15 protein-coding genes are annotated in these 18,516 nt (G+C 69.1%); 7 read left to right on the top strand and 8 right to left on the bottom strand.

The window, feature by feature from the left end; genetic code table 11:
• Nucleotides 1-128: 128 nt before the first annotated feature.
• The 7 genes from VNR91_RS11225 to VNR91_RS11255 form a co-directional block, all read right to left on the bottom strand.
• On the bottom strand, nucleotides 129-893 hold the full coding sequence (locus VNR91_RS11225) for an SDR family oxidoreductase (protein WP_325490857.1): 765 nt from the start codon (nucleotides 891-893) through the stop codon (nucleotides 129-131).
• On the bottom strand, nucleotides 893-1,423 hold the full coding sequence (locus VNR91_RS11230; protein WP_325490858.1) for a nuclear transport factor 2 family protein: 531 nt from the start codon (nucleotides 1,421-1,423) through the stop codon (nucleotides 893-895). The genes VNR91_RS11225 and VNR91_RS11230 overlap by 1 nt, the downstream gene beginning before the upstream one ends.
• 12 nt (nucleotides 1,424-1,435) lie before the next feature.
• Entirely contained in the window at nucleotides 1,436-3,232 is a 1,797-nt protein-coding gene (locus VNR91_RS11235) for an AMP-binding protein (RefSeq protein WP_325490859.1), read from the bottom strand.
• A 3-nt stretch (nucleotides 3,233-3,235) separates the two neighbouring features.
• Nucleotides 3,236-3,664 (bottom strand): nuclear transport factor 2 family protein, encoded by a 429-nt coding sequence (locus tag VNR91_RS11240; protein WP_325490860.1) that lies wholly within the window; start codon nucleotides 3,662-3,664, stop codon nucleotides 3,236-3,238.
• An 83-nt stretch (nucleotides 3,665-3,747) separates the two neighbouring features.
• A complete protein-coding gene (locus tag VNR91_RS11245) occupies nucleotides 3,748-4,971 on the bottom strand; it encodes an acetyl-CoA acetyltransferase (RefSeq protein WP_325490861.1) in 1,224 nt (407 codons plus the stop codon).
• The gene (locus tag VNR91_RS11250) at nucleotides 4,968-6,323 is read right to left on the bottom strand and encodes an MFS transporter (protein ID WP_325490862.1); all 1,356 of its coding nucleotides are present in this window, start codon (nucleotides 6,321-6,323) and stop codon (nucleotides 4,968-4,970) included. Before VNR91_RS11250 ends, VNR91_RS11245 begins: the two co-directional genes overlap by 4 nt.
• Nucleotides 6,324-6,336: 13 nt before the next feature.
• Nucleotides 6,337-6,750 carry a limonene-1,2-epoxide hydrolase family protein gene (locus VNR91_RS11255; protein WP_325490863.1) on the bottom strand — a complete coding sequence of 138 codons (414 nt, stop codon included), beginning with the start codon at nucleotides 6,748-6,750 and terminating at the stop codon, nucleotides 6,337-6,339.
• Nucleotides 6,751-6,922: 172 nt separating this feature from the next.
• Here VNR91_RS11255 and VNR91_RS11260 point away from each other — a divergent pair, with 172 nt between their 5' ends.
• The 5 genes from VNR91_RS11260 (at nucleotide 6,923) to VNR91_RS11280 (ending at nucleotide 13,892) form a co-directional block, all read left to right on the top strand.
• Nucleotides 6,923-9,169, top strand: coding sequence for a TonB-dependent receptor (locus VNR91_RS11260; RefSeq protein WP_325490864.1), 2,247 nt, complete (start codon nucleotides 6,923-6,925; stop codon nucleotides 9,167-9,169).
• Nucleotides 9,170-9,291: 122 nt separating this feature from the next.
• A complete protein-coding gene (locus VNR91_RS11265) occupies nucleotides 9,292-10,764 on the top strand; it encodes a carotenoid oxygenase family protein (protein ID WP_325490865.1) in 1,473 nt (490 codons plus the stop codon).
• Between the two features lie 4 nt (nucleotides 10,765-10,768).
• A complete protein-coding gene (locus tag VNR91_RS11270) occupies nucleotides 10,769-11,827 on the top strand; it encodes a hypothetical protein (protein WP_325490866.1) in 1,059 nt (352 codons plus the stop codon).
• A complete protein-coding gene (locus tag VNR91_RS11275; RefSeq protein WP_325490867.1) occupies nucleotides 11,824-12,972 on the top strand; it encodes an acetyl-CoA C-acyltransferase in 1,149 nt (382 codons plus the stop codon). The genes VNR91_RS11270 and VNR91_RS11275 overlap by 4 nt, the downstream gene beginning before the upstream one ends.
• Nucleotides 12,969-13,892, top strand: coding sequence for a nitronate monooxygenase (locus VNR91_RS11280; protein WP_325490868.1), 924 nt, complete (start codon nucleotides 12,969-12,971; stop codon nucleotides 13,890-13,892). The genes VNR91_RS11275 and VNR91_RS11280 overlap by 4 nt, the downstream gene beginning before the upstream one ends.
• A gap of 152 nt (nucleotides 13,893-14,044) precedes the next feature.
• Here VNR91_RS11280 and VNR91_RS11285 read toward each other — a convergent pair whose 3' ends face one another.
• Complete coding sequence (locus tag VNR91_RS11285; protein WP_325490869.1) at nucleotides 14,045-15,043, bottom strand: ligase-associated DNA damage response exonuclease; 999 nt, start codon at nucleotides 15,041-15,043, stop codon at nucleotides 14,045-14,047.
• An 18-nt stretch (nucleotides 15,044-15,061) separates the two neighbouring features.
• Between VNR91_RS11285 and VNR91_RS11290 the strand changes: the two genes are divergently transcribed.
• Both VNR91_RS11290 and VNR91_RS11295 read left to right on the top strand, forming a co-directional pair.
• A complete protein-coding gene (locus tag VNR91_RS11290; protein ID WP_325490870.1) occupies nucleotides 15,062-17,488 on the top strand; it encodes a ligase-associated DNA damage response DEXH box helicase in 2,427 nt (808 codons plus the stop codon).
• 42 nt (nucleotides 17,489-17,530) lie between these two features.
• Entirely contained in the window at nucleotides 17,531-18,481 is a 951-nt protein-coding gene (locus tag VNR91_RS11295) for an aspartyl protease family protein (RefSeq protein WP_325490871.1), read from the top strand.
• Nucleotides 18,482-18,516: the final 35 nt, after the last annotated feature.

Consider the following 18,516-nt stretch of genomic DNA (forward strand, 5'->3'; position numbering starts at 1 on the left):
ACCATCGTCACGTCACGGATCGACGCGCAGATCGCCCACAGCGCGGTGAAGGCGATCACCACCGTCACCGCATCGATCGCCAGTATCTTTACAATATCCATCGAAAACCCCCTCCTGCTCCCGCCGGCTCAGCGCCCGGTCGAGATCGTTTCCACATCGAGCATCCGCGCCAGCGCGCGTTCCTGCGCCTTGGGATCGAGCGCCTTTTGCGCGCGCACCTCGACCGCCATGCGATCGGTATCGACCTCCGTCGTGCCGCGCTTGATCGCCGACAGGCCGACCCTGGCGATATCCTCCGGCCGTTCCTTCGCCCCGGCGACGTGCGCCGCCATGCGCGTGTCGACCGAGCCGACGATCAGCGCGGACACGGTGGTGCCCTGTTTCGCCAGCTCGGCGCGGATCGACGTGGTCGCGGCGCGCGCGGCGAACTTCGACGGGCTGTAGCCGCCCATCACCGGCACCGCGACCAGCCCGCCCGACGACAGCACGTTGACGATCGCGCCGCCGCCATTGGCCTTCAGCGCCGGGGCGAACGCGCGGCACATGCCGAGCAGGCCGAAGTAATTGACCTCCATCTCCTGCCGCGCGGCGTCCATCGTCTCGGCGCCGATCAGCCGCTGGTTGAGGAAGGCGCCGGCGTTGTTGACCAGGATGGTGACGTCGGTGGCGATGCGCGCCGCCTCCGCGATCTGCGCCGGATCGGCGACGTCGAGCCGCAACGCGACCGCCTTGCCGCCGCTTTCGTCGACCAGGTGCTGCGCGGCGGCCGGATCGCGGCTGCCGACATAGACCTTGGCCGCGCCCGCCGCGAGCAGCGTGCGGACGAAACCCTCGCCGATGCCGCGGTTGCCGCCGGTGACCAGCGCCACCGACCCCTCGATCGCGGTCGCCATTACGCGGCCCGCGCGGTGTAGAGGACGTCGTTGGGGTGCTTGGCGCCGCGCACCAGCTCGGTCCCTTCGGGGAACATCATGCCCCGGCCCCAGCTTTCGGCGAACGGCATCTCGTGGTTCCATTCCCACGCCAGCCGGCGGTGCGCGATCTTCCACGCGCCGTCGCGGCGTTCGAACCGGTCGATCGCGCGCGCCAGCGTCAGCGTGTCGAACTTTTCCCCGTCCTTCTTCATCCGCGCGAAGGCGAGGATGTAATGTTCGGCATGGGCGGTATCGCCGTCCAGTTCGATGACGATGTTGGTGGCGATGTGGTTCATGATCCCGCCCTTGGGCAGCATCTTGGCCATAAGCGCGACATAGTCGGACGCCGGACCGTTATAGACCCCGCCATGATCCTCGATCGCGTCGGGATGATAGGCGTCGGCGATCAGCGCTATCTCCGCCCGGTCGGCGCCGCGCAGATAGAGGTTGATGACGTCGGTGATCGCCTGCCTGTCGAGCAGGGCCTGGATTTCGGGAGCGTGGGTCATGGATATCCTCTTTTAAAGAACGATGACGTCGGAATCGGGCGCATCGGCGTAGAGCCGCTCGACTTCATGGCCGCGGCGGTCGATCACCGCGCGGCGGTTGATCGTGCCCTTGTCGGACATTTCATGCGCGTTGGGATCGGGCGGCACGTCGAGCACCAGCGCGCGCCGGATGCGCGAGGCGGTGCCGTGCTGCGCGGCGTTGAACCGCGCCAGCCCCTCGGCCAGCGCGGCGCGGCTGCCGTCCGGGGTCAGCCAGAACAGCGCGGTCAGATAGGGCCGGTTGGCGTCGCACAGCACGACGTCGCGCACGCCGGGCGCCAGCGCCTTGAGCAACTGATCGCGCAAGGCCCCACCATAGACCCAGGCGCCGCTCGACAGCTTGAACTCCTCCGCCGCGCGGCCGGCGAAGGCGAGGCCGAGTTCGGGCACGTCGGGATCGTGGAACACCGCCATGTCGCCAGTGCGGTAGAAGCCCTCTTCGTCGAACACCTCGGCGTTCTTCTCCGGCTCGTCGAGATAGCCGCGCGTGACGTTGGGGCCGGCGGCGCGCACTTCGTAGCGATCGCCCGACGGAACCAGCTTCACCACCGCGCCCGGCGACGGCAGGCCGATGCCGACCTTGTCGGTCTCGAAGTGGATCGCCATGAACGCCGACACCGTCTCGGTCGAGCCATAGCCCGAGATCAGCATGATGCGGTGCCCGGTCTCGGCGATGGCGGCGGACTGGAGCCGGTCGTAGATCGGCTGGCTGAGCCCGGCGCCGCCGTAGAGGATCACCCCCAGCCGCTGAAAGAAGCTGCGGCGCAGTTCGGGATCGGCCTCCAGCGCTTCGACCAGCAGGGTGAAGCCGAGCGGCACGTTGTTGAAATAGCGGACGGGAATCTCGCGCAGGTTGCGGATCGATTCGGCGAACAGGCCGGGCATCGGTTTGCCATCGTCGATGTAGAGCGTGCCCCCCTGCGTCAGCGTGGTACGCAGGACGAAGGCGCCGGCGGCGTGATGCCACGGCAGCCAGTCGAGCATGACGTCGTGCCAGCCGGCGCCCTCGCCGATGATCTGGCGGCACTGGGCGGAATTGGCGGCGAGATTGTCGAAGGTGATCGTCACCAGCTTGGGCAGGCCGGTCGATCCCGAGGTGAGCATATAGGCGGCGACATCGTCGGGGCGGATCGCGGCGATCGCAGCGGGCACCGCGTCGGTCGGCGGTGTTTCCAGCAGCGTGTCGATCGCCACCGACGAAGGCGCGATCGCCGACGGATCGGCGGTGACGACGATCGCGTCGCCGAGATCGAGCGCGGCGAGCGCGGGGGCGAGCCTTGCCGAATTCTCGGCAAAGACCACGCCCGGCCGGACCTTTGCCACGACGTGCGCCAGCCGGCCGAAGTCGCCGCCCATCGCGCCATAGGCGGTGCTGACCGGACACACCGGCAGCCCGGCCGCCCACGCCGCGAAGGTGGCGATGGCGAACGCCGGGGTGTTGTCGGCGATCAGCAGCAGCGGGCGCCCGGCGGGGGCGTGATCGAGCAGCCACTGGCTGGCGGCGTCGATGCGCTGCTTGAGTTCGGCATAGGTGAAGCTCGCCCAGCCATCCTGCCCCGCCACGCGCCAGGCCAGCGCGGGCTTTTCGGGATTGGCCGCAACCGCGCCAACCAGCGCGGCGGGGATGTTCGCATCATAGGCCGCCAGCGGCACGCGCGTGCGCAGCACGATCGTGCCGTCGGCGCGCCGTTCGACATCGAGGTCGACCGGCATCAGCCCCGCTTCGCGGAACGGCGGCAGCGTGGCGGAATCCTGGGCGAGCGTCGCCATGGTTCAGACCGCCGGCCGGTCGAGCATCGCGTCGACGGTCGGGCGAACGCCCTTGCCCGCGATCTGTTCTTCCTGAAGGCGGCCGTCGAAATATTCGCGCCACTTGCGGATCAGACCGTCCTCATATTCGAGGATGCCGCAATAGGGGATGGCGATGCGGGTGCCGTCGGCGGTGTCGAATTCGTCGACCCCCTCCATCCACACCTTGTCACCGTCCTGCGCGACATCGAACAGCCGCCAGCGGTTGTTCTTGAGCCGGCCCTTCATCGCCTCCAGCGTCGCGCGCATCGTCGCCTTGCCCTGGATCGGCGGCTTCATTCCGCCCGAATTGTTCCAGGTGATGTCCTCATGCAGATTGGCGAGCACGCCCTCGACGTCGGCGCGATGCCAGCTCTCGATCACGTTGCGCAGCGTCTGGATATGGTCGGCCATGGGTGTTCTCTCCTTTGAAAATGCCGGAACGGTCGCCGCGAGGGTGCATGCGGCGCCGCCGATCATGATGGTGCGTCGATCGATCACGCCGCCGCCTGTACGACCAGGCTGACGGTGGTGGTGGTCGATCCGCCGATGTTGAGCGTCTGAACGGTTTTGGTGCCCTCTACCTGGCAGTCGCCGGCAGTGTCGGTCACCTGCTTGAACGCATCGAGCGCCATGCGCACGCCGGTCGCGCCGACCGGGTGACCGCAGCCGATGAGGCCGCCCGACGGATTGATCGGCGAGGTGCCGTCGATCTCGATATCGCCGGCCTCGATCGCCTTCCACGCCTCCCCCGGCGCGGTCAGGCCGAGATGGTCGATCGCCATATATTCGGTCATGGTGAAACAGTCGTGGACCTCGAACGCGTCGACCGCGTCGAGCGGGATGCCGGCGCGCGCCCGCGCATCGTCGACCGCGCGCTTGACCTGCGGAAAGACATAGCCGCTGCCGGCGCTGGCATCGACCTTGCGCCGGTAGGAAATCGGGGCGGAGCGATGGCCCCAGCCGGTGATCCGCGGCAGGCTGTCGAGCGGAATGTCGCGCGACCGGGCGTAGGCGGCGGCGCGGGCGGGCGAGGCGAGGAAGATCACGCTGGCGCCGTCGGTCACCTGCCCGCAATCGGTCTTGCGCATCCGCCCCTCGACCACCGGGTTGGCGTCGTCGTCGTCGGTGAAGGCGGCGGGCGGGAAGGTCCAGCCGCGCGTCTGTGCGTTGGGATTGCGGCGGCCGTTGGCGAAATTGATCTCGGCGATGCGGCGCAGATGCTCGGCGCGGATGCCGTAGCGGCGGTCATATTCCTCGGTCAGGTCGGAAAAGGCGCGCGGCCAGACATAGGTGGCGTCGCCGAATTCATGCCCCGCCCAGGCGGCGGCGCCGAGATGCTGCGCGGCGGTGACGCCGGGGACGTTGCGCATCTGCTCCATCCCGACCACGCAGGCGAGGCCGTAGCGCCCCGCCTCGATCTCCGCCGTGGCGGCGAGGATCGCGATCGACCCGGACGCGCACGCCGCTTCGTGCCGGGAGGTCGGCAGGCCGTCGAAATCGGGATGCGCCAGTCCGAAGAAGCCGCCCAGCAGCCCCTGCCCGGCGAACAGTTCGGCGACGAAATTGCCGACGTGGCCGGTATCGACATCGGCCGGATCGAGTCGGGTCGCATCGAGCCCCTGCGCCACCGTTTCGGCAAAGGCGTCGGCAAGGTCGATGCCGCGCCGCGACCAGTTGTCGGAAAAGTCGCTCTGCCAGCCGCCGAGGATGTAGGTCATGGTTCGATCCGATCGTTGGAAGTCATCGCGGCCAGCGCCGCCATCGCCCGTTCATAGGGCTTGATCGCCAGCAGCACGCCCAGCCCGGCGAGCGGGCCGAGGATCGCCGCCGCCACCGCGATCGCGGGCCCCAGCGCGCGCGGATCGCCGAACAGATGCTCGGTGATCAGCGCGACGCTGACCGGCCCCACCGTCAGGCCGACCACGCCGAGCACGAAATAGTAGAGCGCGGCGGTGCGCCCGCGCAGATCGCCCGGCGCCGGATCGCACAGCGCGGCGACCGCCAGCCCGCCCGACGCGGTGAACGGAATCATCGCCGGGGCGAGGATCGCCAGCGCGGTCCAGCCGTCCGGCGCCAGGCACGCCGCGATCATCAGCGGCGTAACGAGCAGGATCGACACGCCGGTGACCTTCAGGCTGGCCGCGCGCACCCCGCGCGCCGACAGATGCGCCGACAGCCAGCCAGCGCCCGCCAGCCCGGCACCGCCGCAGACCAGCACGACAAAGCCGTAGCGCAGCCCGACCTCCCCCGCGCTCCAGCCGAAGGTGCGGATGAAATAGGCCGGCATCCACGACAGCACGCCGTAGATCAGCACGCAGTAGAGCGCCATGCCGCCAAGGTGGAGCAGGTGAAACGCGCGGTGGCGGCGCAGATGCGCGACGAAGCCGTTGCCGCCGGACCGTGCCACCGCGACTTCGCGGCGCGCCGGCTCCGCGACCAGCGTGAGCAGCGCGACCACCACCAGCCCGGCCATCCCGACGATGACGAACACCGCCTGCCACGGCGCGACATCCCCGACCAGCGGCAGAGCGAAGCGCGGCTGGGCCGAGATCGCCTGGATGATCGCGCCGCCGACCATCAGCGCCAGCCCGGCGCCGACCGAACTGGCCATTGAATAGACGCTGATCGGAAAGGCGCGCTTTTCCGCCGGGAAATTATCGCCGATCATCGAGATCGCGGCGGGCGACAGCGCCGCCTCCCCCGCGCCGACACCGACGCGGGCGAGGAAGATCTGCCAGAAATTGGCCGACAGCCCGCACGCGGCGGTGGCCAGGCACCAGGTGGTGACGCCGGCGGCGATCACCCGTTTGCGCGAGACGCGGTCGACCAGCCAGCCGAGCGGCAGCCCCATCGCGGTGTAGAACAGCCCGAACGCCAGCCCCTGCAACAGCGCGATCTGGGTGTCGCTCAGGTGCAGGTCGGCCTTGATCGGCTCGATCAGCAGGCTGAGGATCGTGCGGTCGATGAACGACACGGTGTAGCCGAGCGTGAGCACGCCGACCGCGAACCACGCGCGCGACGGGTTCGGCCAGTCGGCTGTCGCCGGCTGCGGTGCGGCCACGGTCGCCATCGCCGGGGCGCGCTCAGCGGGTCGCCGCGTCGAAATCCTCGATCACGCCCATCTCGCTCAACAGATGGTGACGATCGTAATATTCGCGCCAGACCTTTATCTTGTCGCCTTCGAATTCGAGCGCGCCGCACACCGGCGCCGACCCCGGCTTGCCCTTGCACACGAAGGTGTCGAGCCGTTCCATGTAGAGCGTGCCGTTGATCACGCCCATGTTGTGCACGATCAGTTCGATCGAGTCGGCGAGCGCGCCCAGCCCGGAGATCCGCTTGTGCACCGCATCGCGCCCGACGATCGGTTCGACCATCATCGAATGAAGCACGGTATCCTCGGTCATCAGCGCGGCGGCGGCATCCCAGTCCATCGCGTTCCACGCCGCGATCATCGCCTGGCCGACCTCGATTTTCTTCGCGTCGCTGACCTCGGTCACTCGCTCTCTCCTGCATAAGTCGTTTTATGCAAGTTAAGTTGCCGCAGCCCGGATCGGGTGTCAATAGGTGGGTCTTGACAAGCAAGTGACCCTGTTCGACAAGCATGTCGCTTGCTTAATGAGACCAAGCGAGGGCCACGGCAAAGCCGGGCGAATTTTTGGGGAGGATGTGATGGCAAATTTCGCACGTATTCGGATTGTGCGTGGCGCCCTGTCGACTGCGGCGATCGCCGCGCTGTGCAGTGCGGTGCCGGCGATGGCCCAGTCGGCCGAATCGGCCGCCCCGGCGGTGCAGGACGGCCCCCAGCTGGACGACATCGTCGTGTCGTCGCGCAAGATCGAGGAAAAGCTGCAGGACGTGCCGATCGCGGTGACCGCGTTCAGCGGCAACCAGCTGCGCGAGGGGCAGATCACCGACCTGACCGCGATCGCCGGACGCACCCCCAGCTTCACCCTCCAGGCGCAGGGCTCGCTCGAGCAGGAAGCGTTCATCCGCGGTGTCGGCACCGTGCGGCTGAGCAGCGCCACCGCCGATCCGTCGATCGGCCTGTTCATCAACGAGGTCTATGTCGGCCGCCGCGGCGCCGCGACTCCGCCGATCTTCGACCTCGAGCGGCTGGAAGTGCTGCGCGGGCCGCAGGGCACGATCTTTGGCAAGAACGTGGTCGGCGGCGCGGTCAGCCTGGTCACCGGCGTGCCGCGCTTCACACGCGAGGCGGCGGGCTATGTCTCGGTCGGCAACTACGGCACAATCCAGTCCGAGGCGCACATCACCGGCCCGATCTCCGAGAATGTCGCGGTGCGGGTGGCGGTGCAGCAGAACCGCCACGACGGCTATAGCTACAACGTCGTCAACGGGCAGGAACTCGACGATTTCGAGGGCTATGCCGGGCGCGTGTCGGTGCTGGCCAAGGCGGGCGAGCGCCTGACCCTCAACTTCATCGCCGACGCCAGCCACGACGAGGGCGGCGGGCAGGCGCGCCACGCGGTCGACGATCCGACGCGCGCCGGCGTGGGGCCGATCACCACCGGCCAGATCTCCAAGGATCCGCGCGCGACCGAGACGCCGTACCTGCAGTACAACCGGCGCAACACCTATGGCTTTACCGCGCGCGCCGATTACGAACTGGATTTCGCGACGCTGACCTATCTGGGCGCGGTCCGCATCGGCGATTCGGGGCAAAGGTTCAGCCAGGCCGGCGCCGGCGCGCCGCCGTCCTACACCGATTCGGTGCTGACCCAGTCGGAGAAATACACCGGCATCACCCAGGAAGTCCGGCTGCGCTCGAACGGCACCGGGCCGTTCCGCTGGGTCGCCGGCCTCTATTACCTGCGCGAGGAGACCGACCGCAGTTCGCAGAACACCGCGCGTTCGGCGCTGCCCGGCGGCCCCGGCAGCACCCGCGACAGCCTGGACGGCGACAACGTCTTTGCCCAGAACGGCGTGGCGTCCAACTATGCCGCGTTCGGCGAGCTGAGCTATGAAATCATCCCCGGCCTGACCGCGTCGGCGGGCGCGCGCTACACCATCGACCACAAGGTGATGGATGGGTACGCCAAGGTACTGAGCCTGGGGCCGGCGGGCGACCTGTTGTCGCCGGCGCCGCTGCAGGGACCGTACGATGTCAACGTCAAGAAGACGTGGCGCGAGACCACGCCGCGCTTCGCGCTCGACTGGAAGCTGACGCCCGACATCCTGCTCTATGCGTCGATGGCCAAGGGCTTCAAGGGCGGCGGCTGGCAGGCGGCGACGCCCGATGCGGCGACCGCGCGGCTGGCGTTCGACCCCGAAACCGCGTGGAACTATGAAATCGGGTTCAAGAGCGACCTGTTCGACCGGCGCGTCCGGCTGAACCTCGCCGCGTTCCAGCTCGACTTCAAGGATCTCCAGGTCGAACGGCTCGACGACGTGCTGCTGACCACCGTCGTCGCCAACGCCGCCAACGCCAAGATCAAGGGCATCGAAGGCGAATTGTCGGTGGCGGTGACGCGCCAGCTCACCCTGTCCGCGTCCGGCTCCGTCCTCGACGCCAAGTACAAGGACTATGTCGATCCGGCGCGCAACATCATCTACAGCGGTAACAAGCTGGCGCGCACGCCGGACTATCAATACTCGCTGTCCGGCGATTTCGTGCAGCCGGTGATCAACGACGACTATGCGATCAAGCTGCACGCCGACTACACCTATCAGGACAATTTCTTCTACGGCCCGGACAACACCAATTTCGAGCCGGGTTACGGCCTGCTCGACGCGCGCGTGAGCTTTGGCAAGCGCGAGGGCAATTGGGAGGTCGCGCTGTGGGCGAAGAACCTGACCAACAAGCTGTATCGCACCAGCGTGATCCCGTTCCTGGGCGACGAGGCGTCGCTCTACGGCGCGCCGCGCACCTATGGCCTGCGCCTGTCGGGCAAATTCTGAACCAAGAGGGGGGGTGACTGGCCGGGGCGCGAATGCCTCGGCCAGTCACTTGCATTACGAGACTTAGTGGGTTATCCACTTCTGGTCCGCAGGAATTTCCCGAATCCAAGGTGGTTTTAGCCATGAAGATCGAACGCCGGCCCGCCATCGTCACCAGCCTGAAGCCCAGCAACCATCCCTATCTCACCGGGGCGTGGACGCCGCTGCACGAAGAGGTCGACGTCGACGATCTGGAGGTGATCGAAGGGCGCATCCCCGACGACATCGACGGCATCTATGTCCGCAACACCGAGAACCAGGTGCACGAGCCGCTGGGCCGCCACCATCCGTTCGACGGCGACGCGATGCTGCACCAGATCTCGTTCCGGGGCGGCAAGGCATCGTACCGCAACCGTTTCGTCCGCACGCGGTGCTTCAACGCCGAGCAGGAGGCGGGGCAGTCGCTGTGGGGCGGGCTGGCCGATTCGCCGGGCACGTCGCTGCGGCCCGGTTTCGGCGCGCACGGCGCGCTGAAGGACAATGCGTCGACCGACGTCGTCGTCCACGCCGGCAAGCTGCTGTCGACATTCTACCAGTGCGGCGAGGCCTATGCGCTCGACCCCGAGACGCTGGAGGACCTGGGCGTCGCGCCATGGGCGCCGATCGACGGCGTGTCGGCGCATTGCAAGGTCGACGAGACGACCGGCGAGCTGCTGTTTTTCAACTATTCGAAGCACGCCCCCTACATGCATTACGGGGTGGTCGACACCGCGGGCAAGGTGACGAGCTATATGCCGGTGCCGCTGCCCGGCCCGCGGCTGCCCCACGACATGGCGTTCAGCGCGCGCTTCTCGATCCTCAACGACCTGCCGGTGTTCTGGGACCCCAAGCTGCTGGAGCGCGGCATCCACGCGGTGCGGTTCTTCAAGGACCTGCCGTCGCGGTTCGGCGTGGTGCCGCGCCACGGAGGCGAGGTGCGCTGGTTCGACGCCGCGCCCTGCTACATCCTGCATTTCCTCAACGCCTATGAGGACGGCGACGAGCTGGTCATGGACGGCTATTTCCAGGAAGATCCGACCCCGCCCGCGCTGGCCAGCGCGGTGGAGGGCCATGAGCATCTGATGGCCTATCTCGACATGCACAGCTTCAAGAGCCGGCTGCACCGCTGGCGCTTCAACCTGGCCGACGGCACCACCCGCGAGGAGCGGCTGTGCGAACGGATCGTCGAATTCGGCATGATCAACGCGCGCTATGCTGGAAAACCATATCGGTACGCCTATTCGGTCACCGCAAAACCGGGCTGGTTCCTGTTCAACGGCTTCATCAAGCACGACCTTCACACCGGCGCGATCGAGGAATTCACGCTGCCGGACGGTTGCTACGCCAGCGAGGCGCCGTTCGCCCCGCGCATCGGCGCGACGGATGAGGACGACGGCTATCTGGTCAGCTTCGTGATCGACGATATTCGCGGCACGTCGGAATGCGTGCTGATCGACGCGCGGCGTTTTGCCGAGGGGCCGGTGTGCCGAATCGCGCTGCCGCACAAGATCAGCAGCGGCACGCACGCGGTGTGGGCGGATCGTGCGCTGATCCGCAACGGGCGCGTCGATCCCTGAGCCGATGCCGTATCGAGTCATCCAATGGGCGACCGGATCGATGGGCCGGACGTCGCTGCGCCGGATCATCGACCACCCCGACCTCGAGCTGGTCGGCTGCTACGTCTATTCGGCCGACAAGGCCGGGCGCGACGCCGGCGAGCTGGCGCGGCGCGATCCGACCGGGGTGATCGCGACCGACGACATCGACGCGATCCTGGCGCTGGACGCCGACGTGGTGATGCACATGCCGCGCATCACCCTGCCCTATGACGCGATGAACGCCAACGTCGCGCGGCTGCTGGCGTCGGGCAAGAACGTGATCTCCACCGCCGGATTCCACTATCCGCCGGCGCAGCCCGACGACCACGCCGCGCCGCTGGCCGCCGCCTGTGCCGCGGGTGGCGTGTCGCTCGCCGGACTGGGGGTCAATCCGGGCGCGATCGTCGAGCGGGTGACGCTGGCGGCGACCGGGCTGTGCAGCAGGCTGGACCGCATCGTCATCAACGAGACGGTCGACGCATCGAGCATGGCGTCCCCCCAGTTCGTGTTCGGGCTGATGGGATTCGGCGCCGCGCCCGATGCCGACATCACCCGCGGGCCGCTCGCCGCGATGTACAGCGCGCTGTTCAGCGAGGTACTGTACCTGGCGGCGGCGGGCCTGGACGATCCGGTCGCGCGGATCGCGCCCGACCATGACGTGACGATCGCCCCGCGCACGATCACCCTGCCCGCCGGCACCATCGCCGCCGGCACCGTCGCGGCGACCCGCTGGCGCTGGACCGCGACGCTGACGAGCGGGGCGGAAATCACGCTGTCGATCCTGTGGACCGCTGACCCCGGGCTGCACCCGGAGGACGGGCGCGGGCACTGGACGATCGATATCCTGGGCCGGCCCAACATCCGCCTGACCGTGGCGATCGACGAGGGCGATCCCGCCGCGCCGCCGTCGCGCGCGCTGACCGACGCCACCGTCGCGGTCGCGATCGCCGGCATCCCCGCCGTCGTCGCCGCCCCGCCGGGCTTCTTCGCCTATCCCGCGCCGCCCGCGTTTCGCGCGCGCTTTCCGGAGCATCGCCGATGACCGTCTATATCCGCGACGCGGTGCGCACCCCGCGCGGCAAGGCCAAGCCTGACGGCGGGCTGGCGCGCAACACACCGCAGCAGCTGGTGACCGCGCTGGTCGATGCGCTCGACGCGCGCGCGCCGGGCAGCCGCGCGACCGATACGCTGATGCTCGGCTGTGTCGGACAGGTCGGCGCGCAGGGCGGCAACATCGCGGTGGTCGCCAAGCTGGCGGCGGGGCTGCCCGATGCGACGGCGGCGCAGACGATCAACGCCTATTGCGCATCCGGGCTGGTCGCGATCGGCCAGGCGGCGGCGCTGATCGAGACCGGCGCGATCGACACCGCGCTGGCCGGCGGGGTCGAGATGATGTCGGCGGTGCCGTTCATGGCGGACAAGGCGGCGTTCTACACCGATCGCGCGCTGCCCCGCGCCGCGCAGTATCTGCCGGTCGCGGTCGCCGCCGACCGGCTGGCGACGCGCGAAGGCATCGATCGCGCGGCGATGGATGCCGCCGCCGCGACATCGCAGGCGCGCGCCGACGCCGCCGAGCGCGACCCCGCGCTGACCCGGTCGCGCATCGCGATCGACGGGCTGGCGGTCGACGAATGCGTGCGCGCGTCGCTGACGATCGACAAGCTGGCGGGCATCGCGCCCGCCTTTGCCGAGCTGGGCGCGGGCTTTGCCGAGGTGATCGGCGACGAGCCGGTGACCTATACCCACACCGTCGCGCACGCGCCGCCGATGTGCGACGGCGCCGGACTGGCGGCGCTGACGCGCGATGCGGCGGGCGCGCGCGCGCGGATCGTCGCCTATGCCGAGGTCGGCGGCGACGCCTCCGCCTCGCTCACCGCCGGGTTCGCCGCGATGGACAAGGTGCTGGCGCGCGCCGGGCTGTCGCTGGGCGATATCGACCGCATCGAATTCATGGAGGCGTTCGCCGTGGTGATCGCCAAGTTCCTGCGCGATCGGGCGGTCGATCCGGCGCGGGTCAACGTGTCTGGCGGGCATCTGGCCAAGGGGCATCCGATGGGCGCGACCGGCGCGATCCTGTTGTCGACGCTGCTCGACGCGCTCGACGCCGCCGGTGGGCGGTACGGGCTGGTCGTCGTCACCGGCGCATCGGGCGTCGGCGCGGCGATGGTGGTCGAGCGGCTGCCGTGATCGCCAATCTGCGCCTGCCGGTGGTGGCAGCCCCGATGTTCCTGGTGTCCGGCCCCGAGCTGGTCGTGGCGGCGTGTCGCGCGGGGATCGTCGGCGCGTTTCCGACCACCAATTGCCGCACCGCGCCCGAACTCGATGCGTGGATGACGCGGATCGTCGCCGAGACGCAGGGCCACGCGCCGTGGGCGGCGAACCTGATCACCCATTCGACCAACGGCCGGCTGGCCGACGATCTGGCGCTGATCGCCAAGCATCGTCCCCCGATCGTGATCACCGCGCTGGGCAGCCCGGCGCCGGCGATCGCCACCGTCCACGGCTATGGCGGGATCGTGCTGGCCGACGTGATCGACACGCGGCTGGCGCGCAAGGCGCTGGCGGCGGGGGCCGACGGGCTGGCGTGCGTATCGGCGGGCGCGGGCGGGCACACCGGCTGGCTTTCCCCGCTGGCGTTCGTCGCGGCGGTGCGCGGGCTGTTCGACGGGCCGATCGCGGTCGGCGGCGGCATCGCCGACGGCGCGGGGGTGGCGGCGGCGATCGCGGCCGGCGCCGACCTGGTCTATATGGGCACGCGCTTCGTCGCCGCGCGCGAGAGCATGGCGGCGCCGGCGTACAAGGCGATGCTGGCCGAGGCGACGATCGAGGACATTGTCGTCAGCGCCGCCGTCACCGGCACCCCGGCATCATGGCTGCGCGCCAGCCTGATCGCCGCCGGCTATGGCACCGACGGCGCGGCGCCGCCGCGCGACTATGGCGATGCCGAGGGCGGCCACAGCCGCTGGCGCGACATCTGGGGCGCGGGGCAAGGCGTCCACGCGATCGCATCCGAACAGCCGGTGGCAGAGATCGTCGCCGAACTGCGCCGCGATTTCGTGGCGGCAAGCGGGCGGCTGGGCGCGCGGGCAGCGGCGGCGACCGGCTAGGGCATTCTCGAAGCGGATGGCATCATCTGCCGACCCGGAAAATGCGGAACACAAAGACAAACAGAGCATGTCCCGATTCGGTCTGATCGGGCCATGTTCCAGGCGCGGGCATCCGTCCGATCCGGTCGCGGACCGGGCCGCGTCCCCGGCCTCTAGTCATCCTCATCCTCGAACCCGACCAGATCGAGCGCGCGTGCCTTGATCTGGTGGGTGGCGCACCAGTGAACCAGCGCATCCTCTCGCCCGTGCGTCACCCACACCTCGCGCGGCGCCAGCTCGCGGATCGTCGCGGTCAGCTCGTCCCAGTCGGCGTGGTCGGACAGGATCAGCGGCAGTTCGACATTGCGCTGCCGCGCGCGCTGGCGGACGGTCATCCAGCCTGACGCCATCGCCGTGATCGGATCGGGCAGCCGGCGCGACCAGCGATCGTTGAGCGCGCCGGGCGGGGCGATGACGATACGGCCCTGCAGTTCCGCCTTTGCCACCCCGGTCGCCGGGCGCAGATCGCCCAGGTCGATGCCGTTGGCGACGTAGAGGTCGCACAGCCGCTGCAACGCGCCGTGGAGATAGATCGGATCGTCGAACCCCATCACCCGCAATTCGCGGATCACCCGCTGCGCCTTGCCCAGCGCATAGGCGCCGACCAGCACGCAGCGATCGGGATTGGCGCGCAGCGCGGCGAGCAGCTTGTCCATCTCGTCATGCGTTTCGGGGTGGCGGAACACCGGCAGGCCGAACGTCGCCTCCGTGATGAACACGTCGCACGCGACCGGCTCGAACCGCGCGCAGGTGGGGTCGGCGCGGCGCTTGTAATCGCCCGACACCACGATCCGTTCGCCGCGATGATCGAGCACGATCTGCGCCGATCCCAGCACATGGCCGGCGGGGACGAAGCCGATATCGACCCCGCCCATCGCCAGCGTCTGTCCAAAGGCGACCGGGTGGCCGTTCTGCGGGCCGTAGCGCACGCCCATGATCTCCAGCGTCTCCGCCGTCGCCCACACTTCGCCATGCCCGCCGCGCGCGTGATCGGCATGGCCGTGCGTGACCAGCGCGCGCGCCACCGGGACCGACGGATCGATCCACGCGTCGGCGGCGGGCAGGTACAGTCCGGTCGGGTGCGGTTCGATCCAGTCGCCTAGCTTTGCCATGATCCCTATATGACCGTGATGCCAAAGGGTTCCCAGACCGGCCTGCCCCAGCCGCTGACCGACTGGTTCGCCGCGCGCGGATGGGCGCCGCGGCGGCACCAGCTGGAGATGCTGGCCGCCGGGCGCGCCGGGCGGCACGCGCTGCTGGTCGCGCCGACCGGGGCGGGCAAGACGCTGGCGGGGTTCCTGCCGACGCTGGCCGAGCTGATCGAGGCGCCGACCGACGACCTCCACACGCTCTACATCTCGCCGCTGAAGGCGCTGGCGGTCGACGTGCAGCGCAACCTGCTGACGCCGATCGAGGAGATGGGGCTGCCGATCCGGGTCGAGACGCGCACCGGCGACACCCCGTCCGATCGCAAGGCGCGCCAGCGCGTGCGCCCGCCGCAGATCCTGCTGACCACGCCGGAATCGCTGAGCCTGCTGATCTCCTACCCCGATTCGGACCGGTTGCTGGCGACGCTGAAGACGGTGGTGATCGACGAGGTCCACGCCTTTGCCACCGGCAAGCGCGGCGACCTGCTGGCGCTGGCGCTGGCGCGGTTGCAACGGATCGCGCCGGACATGCGCCGCGTCGCGCTGTCCGCCACCGTCGCCGATCCCGACGGCTATCGCGCCTGGCTGGCCCCCTATGGCGATATCGACACGGTGTCGCTGGTGCAGGGGGAGAAGGGCGCGGAGCCGGACATCGCGATCCTGCTGCCCGAGGGCAAGGTGCCGTGGTCGGGCCATTCGGGCCGCTATGCCGCGCCGCAGGTGATGGCGGAGATCGAGACCCACAAGACGACGATCGTGTTCTGCAACACGCGCGGGCTGGCCGAACTGATCTTTCAGGATCTGTGGAAGGTCAACACGCTGGGGCTGCCGATCGGCGTCCACCACGGCAGCCTCGACCGCGAAGCGCGACGCAAGGTCGAGCAGGCGATGGCCGACGGACGGCTGCGCGCGCTGGTCGCCACGGCCAGCCTGGACCTGGGGGTCGACTGGGGTGACGTCGACTGCGTGATCCAGATGGGCGCACCCAAGGGTTCGTCGCGCCTGCTCCAGCGGATCGGCCGCGCCAACCACCGGCTGGACGAACCGTCGGAGGCGGTGGTGATCCCGGGCAACCGTTTCGAGTATCTCGAGGCGCGCGCCGCGCTCGACGCGGTCGAGGCGGGGGAGCTGGATGCCGACCTGTTCCGGCCCGGCGCGCTCGACGTGCTGGCCCAGCACATCATGGGCGTCGCCTGCGCCGCGCCGTTCGATGCCGCGCGATTACTGGACGAGGTGCGCGCGGCGCTGCCCTATTCGGCGCTGGACGCGGCGACGTTCGACCGGGTGCTCCATTTCATCGCCGACGGCGGCTATGCATTGCGCGCCTATGACCGGTTCAAGCGGCTGACGCTGGGGCCGGACGGGCTGTGGCGGGTGAGCCACCCCAAATTCGTCACGCAGCACCGGCTCAACGCCGGGATCATCGTCGAGGCGACGATGGTCGACGTGCGGTTTCGCAACGGCCGCCGGCTGGGACGCGTCGAGGAGTTGTTCGCCGCGTCGCTGTCGCCGGGCGATACCTTCTTCTTCGCCGGGCTGAGCCTGGAGGTGGAGCGAATCACCACCGAGGACCTGGTGGTCCACGCCAGCACCCGTCCCGCCCGCGTCCCCAGCTACATGGGCGCGCGGCTGGCGCTGACGACCCGGCTGGCCGAGCGGGTGCGCGGTTTCCTGTACGACAGCGCGCAATGGCAGCGCTTTCCCGCCGACGTGCGCGAATGGCTGGAGGTCCAGCGCCGCCGATCGAAGCTGCCCGCGCCCGGCGAACTGCTGGTCGAGACCTTTCCGCTGGACGGGATGCACCACATGGTCGCCTACAGCTTCGAGGGTTGGAACGCGCACCAGTCGCTGGGGATGCTGGTGACGCGGCGGATGGAGGCGCAGGGGCTGAAGCCGGTCGGCTTCGTCGCCAACGACTATGCGCTGGCGTGCTACGGGCTGGAGAAGATCACCGACCCGGCCAGCCTGTTTTCCGCCGACATTCTGGAACATGAATTCGTCGACTGGGTGCAGCAGTCGGCGCTGCTCAAGCGGGCGTTCCGCGAGGTGGCGGTGATCGGCGGGCTGGTCGAGCGCCAGCATCCCGGCAAGCGCAAGACCGGCAAGCAGGTCACCTTTTCCACCGACCTGATCTATGACGTGCTGCGCAAATATGAACCGGAGCATCTTTTGCTCCAGGCGGCATGGGACGACGCGCGCGCGCGGCTGACCGATGTCGGGCGTCTCGCCGGCCTGCTCGACCGCGCGGCCGACACGATGGTGCACGTCGAACTCGACCGCGTCAGCCCGCTGGCGGTGCCGGTGCTGGTGCTGATCGGGCGGGAGAACGTCGCGCAGACGGGCACCGTCGACGACGCGCTGCTGATCGAGGCGGAGCAACTGGCAGCACGGGCGATGCAACTGGATTGATGCAATATTGCTGGTCGGCAGGCGTCGGCGTAGCATCCTGTCATGACAGGGGTGTCTTTCACCTGTGGTGCCGCCGCGTTGCTGATCGCCGCCCTGCCCTGTGCGGCGCAACCAGCGCCGCAGCAGGCCCCCGGACAGATCGCCGCCGCACCGCTGGATTTCGAGGTCGAGAAGGGCCGGATGACGGTGCCGGTCAGCGTGAACGGCCGGGGCCCGTTCGATTTCGTCATCGATACAGGATCGGAACGATCGGTGATGTCGCGCGAGCTGGCCGCGTCGCTCGACCTGCGGCCGGGGCCGGGCGCCCGGGTGCTCGATTTCATCGGCGCGACCGCGGTCGAGACGGTGCACGTGCCGTCGCTGTCGATCAGCAGCCTGGGCGCGCGCGCGATCGAGGCGCCGGCGCTGACCATGGCGCATCTGGGCGCGCCGGGGCTGCTTGGTATCGATGCGTTGCAGGGGCACCGCGTCTCGATCGATTTCTATCGCAACCGGATGGAGGTGCGGCCGGCGAAGCGGCGGCCGATCGGCCAGATCATCGTCGACGCCGAACTGCGCGCCGGCCAGCTGATCGTGACCCAGGCGAGCTTTCAGGGGCAGCCGATCGCGGTGATCGTCGATACCGGATCGCTGGTGACGGTCGGCAACCGCGCGATGCTGGCGCTGGCGCGCAATCCGCCGAAGCTGATCGGGCCGATTTCGGTGACGGCGGTGACCGGGCGGAGGTTCAAGGCCGATCTGGTGTCGGTCAACAATCTGCGCATCGGCGGGGTGCGGTTCGACAATGTCGGGATGTCGTTCGCCGACGTCGCGCCGTTCGCGCAGTTCGGGCTGCGCGACACGCCCGCGCTGATCCTGGGCATGAGCTCGCTCAGCCTGTTCCAGCGGGTCGAGATCGATTTCGCCAACCGGGAGATCGCGTTCACCCTGCCGCGCCCCCGGATCGATTTTCGCACGACGTGCCGTGCCTATCTCAACTGCACGGCCTATTGATGGTATCGCCGCGACGGGCGGCGAGGGAGAGGCAG

The sequence above is a fragment of the Sphingomonas sp. genome, assembly GCF_035555815.1.
In the GTDB taxonomy this organism is placed as follows: domain Bacteria; phylum Pseudomonadota; class Alphaproteobacteria; order Sphingomonadales; family Sphingomonadaceae; genus Sphingomonas.

Excerpts from the sequence above, each read along its gene's own strand:
- VNR91_RS11295 (WP_325490871.1), top strand. The coding sequence starts at position 17,531 with ATGACAGGGGTGTCTTTCACCTGTGGTGCCGCCGCGTTGCTGATCGCC.
- VNR91_RS11230 (WP_325490858.1), bottom strand. The coding sequence starts at position 1,423 with ATGACCCACGCTCCCGAAATCCAGGCCCTGCTCGACAGGCAGGCGATC.
- VNR91_RS11235 (WP_325490859.1), bottom strand. The coding sequence starts at position 3,232 with ATGGCGACGCTCGCCCAGGATTCCGCCACGCTGCCGCCGTTCCGCGAA.
- VNR91_RS11290 (WP_325490870.1), top strand. The coding sequence starts at position 15,062 with ATGCCAAAGGGTTCCCAGACCGGCCTGCCCCAGCCGCTGACCGACTGG.
- VNR91_RS11260 (WP_325490864.1), top strand. The coding sequence starts at position 6,923 with ATGGCAAATTTCGCACGTATTCGGATTGTGCGTGGCGCCCTGTCGACT.
- VNR91_RS11285 (WP_325490869.1), bottom strand. The coding sequence starts at position 15,043 with ATGGCAAAGCTAGGCGACTGGATCGAACCGCACCCGACCGGACTGTAC.
- VNR91_RS11265 (WP_325490865.1), top strand. The coding sequence starts at position 9,292 with ATGAAGATCGAACGCCGGCCCGCCATCGTCACCAGCCTGAAGCCCAGC.
- VNR91_RS11275 (WP_325490867.1), top strand. The coding sequence starts at position 11,824 with ATGACCGTCTATATCCGCGACGCGGTGCGCACCCCGCGCGGCAAGGCC.
- VNR91_RS11240 (WP_325490860.1), bottom strand. The coding sequence starts at position 3,664 with ATGGCCGACCATATCCAGACGCTGCGCAACGTGATCGAGAGCTGGCAT.
- VNR91_RS11250 (WP_325490862.1), bottom strand. The coding sequence starts at position 6,323 with ATGGCGACCGTGGCCGCACCGCAGCCGGCGACAGCCGACTGGCCGAAC.
- VNR91_RS11225 (WP_325490857.1), bottom strand. The coding sequence starts at position 893 with ATGGCGACCGCGATCGAGGGGTCGGTGGCGCTGGTCACCGGCGGCAAC.
- VNR91_RS11245 (WP_325490861.1), bottom strand. The coding sequence starts at position 4,971 with ATGACCTACATCCTCGGCGGCTGGCAGAGCGACTTTTCCGACAACTGG.
- VNR91_RS11270 (WP_325490866.1), top strand. The coding sequence starts at position 10,769 with ATGCCGTATCGAGTCATCCAATGGGCGACCGGATCGATGGGCCGGACG.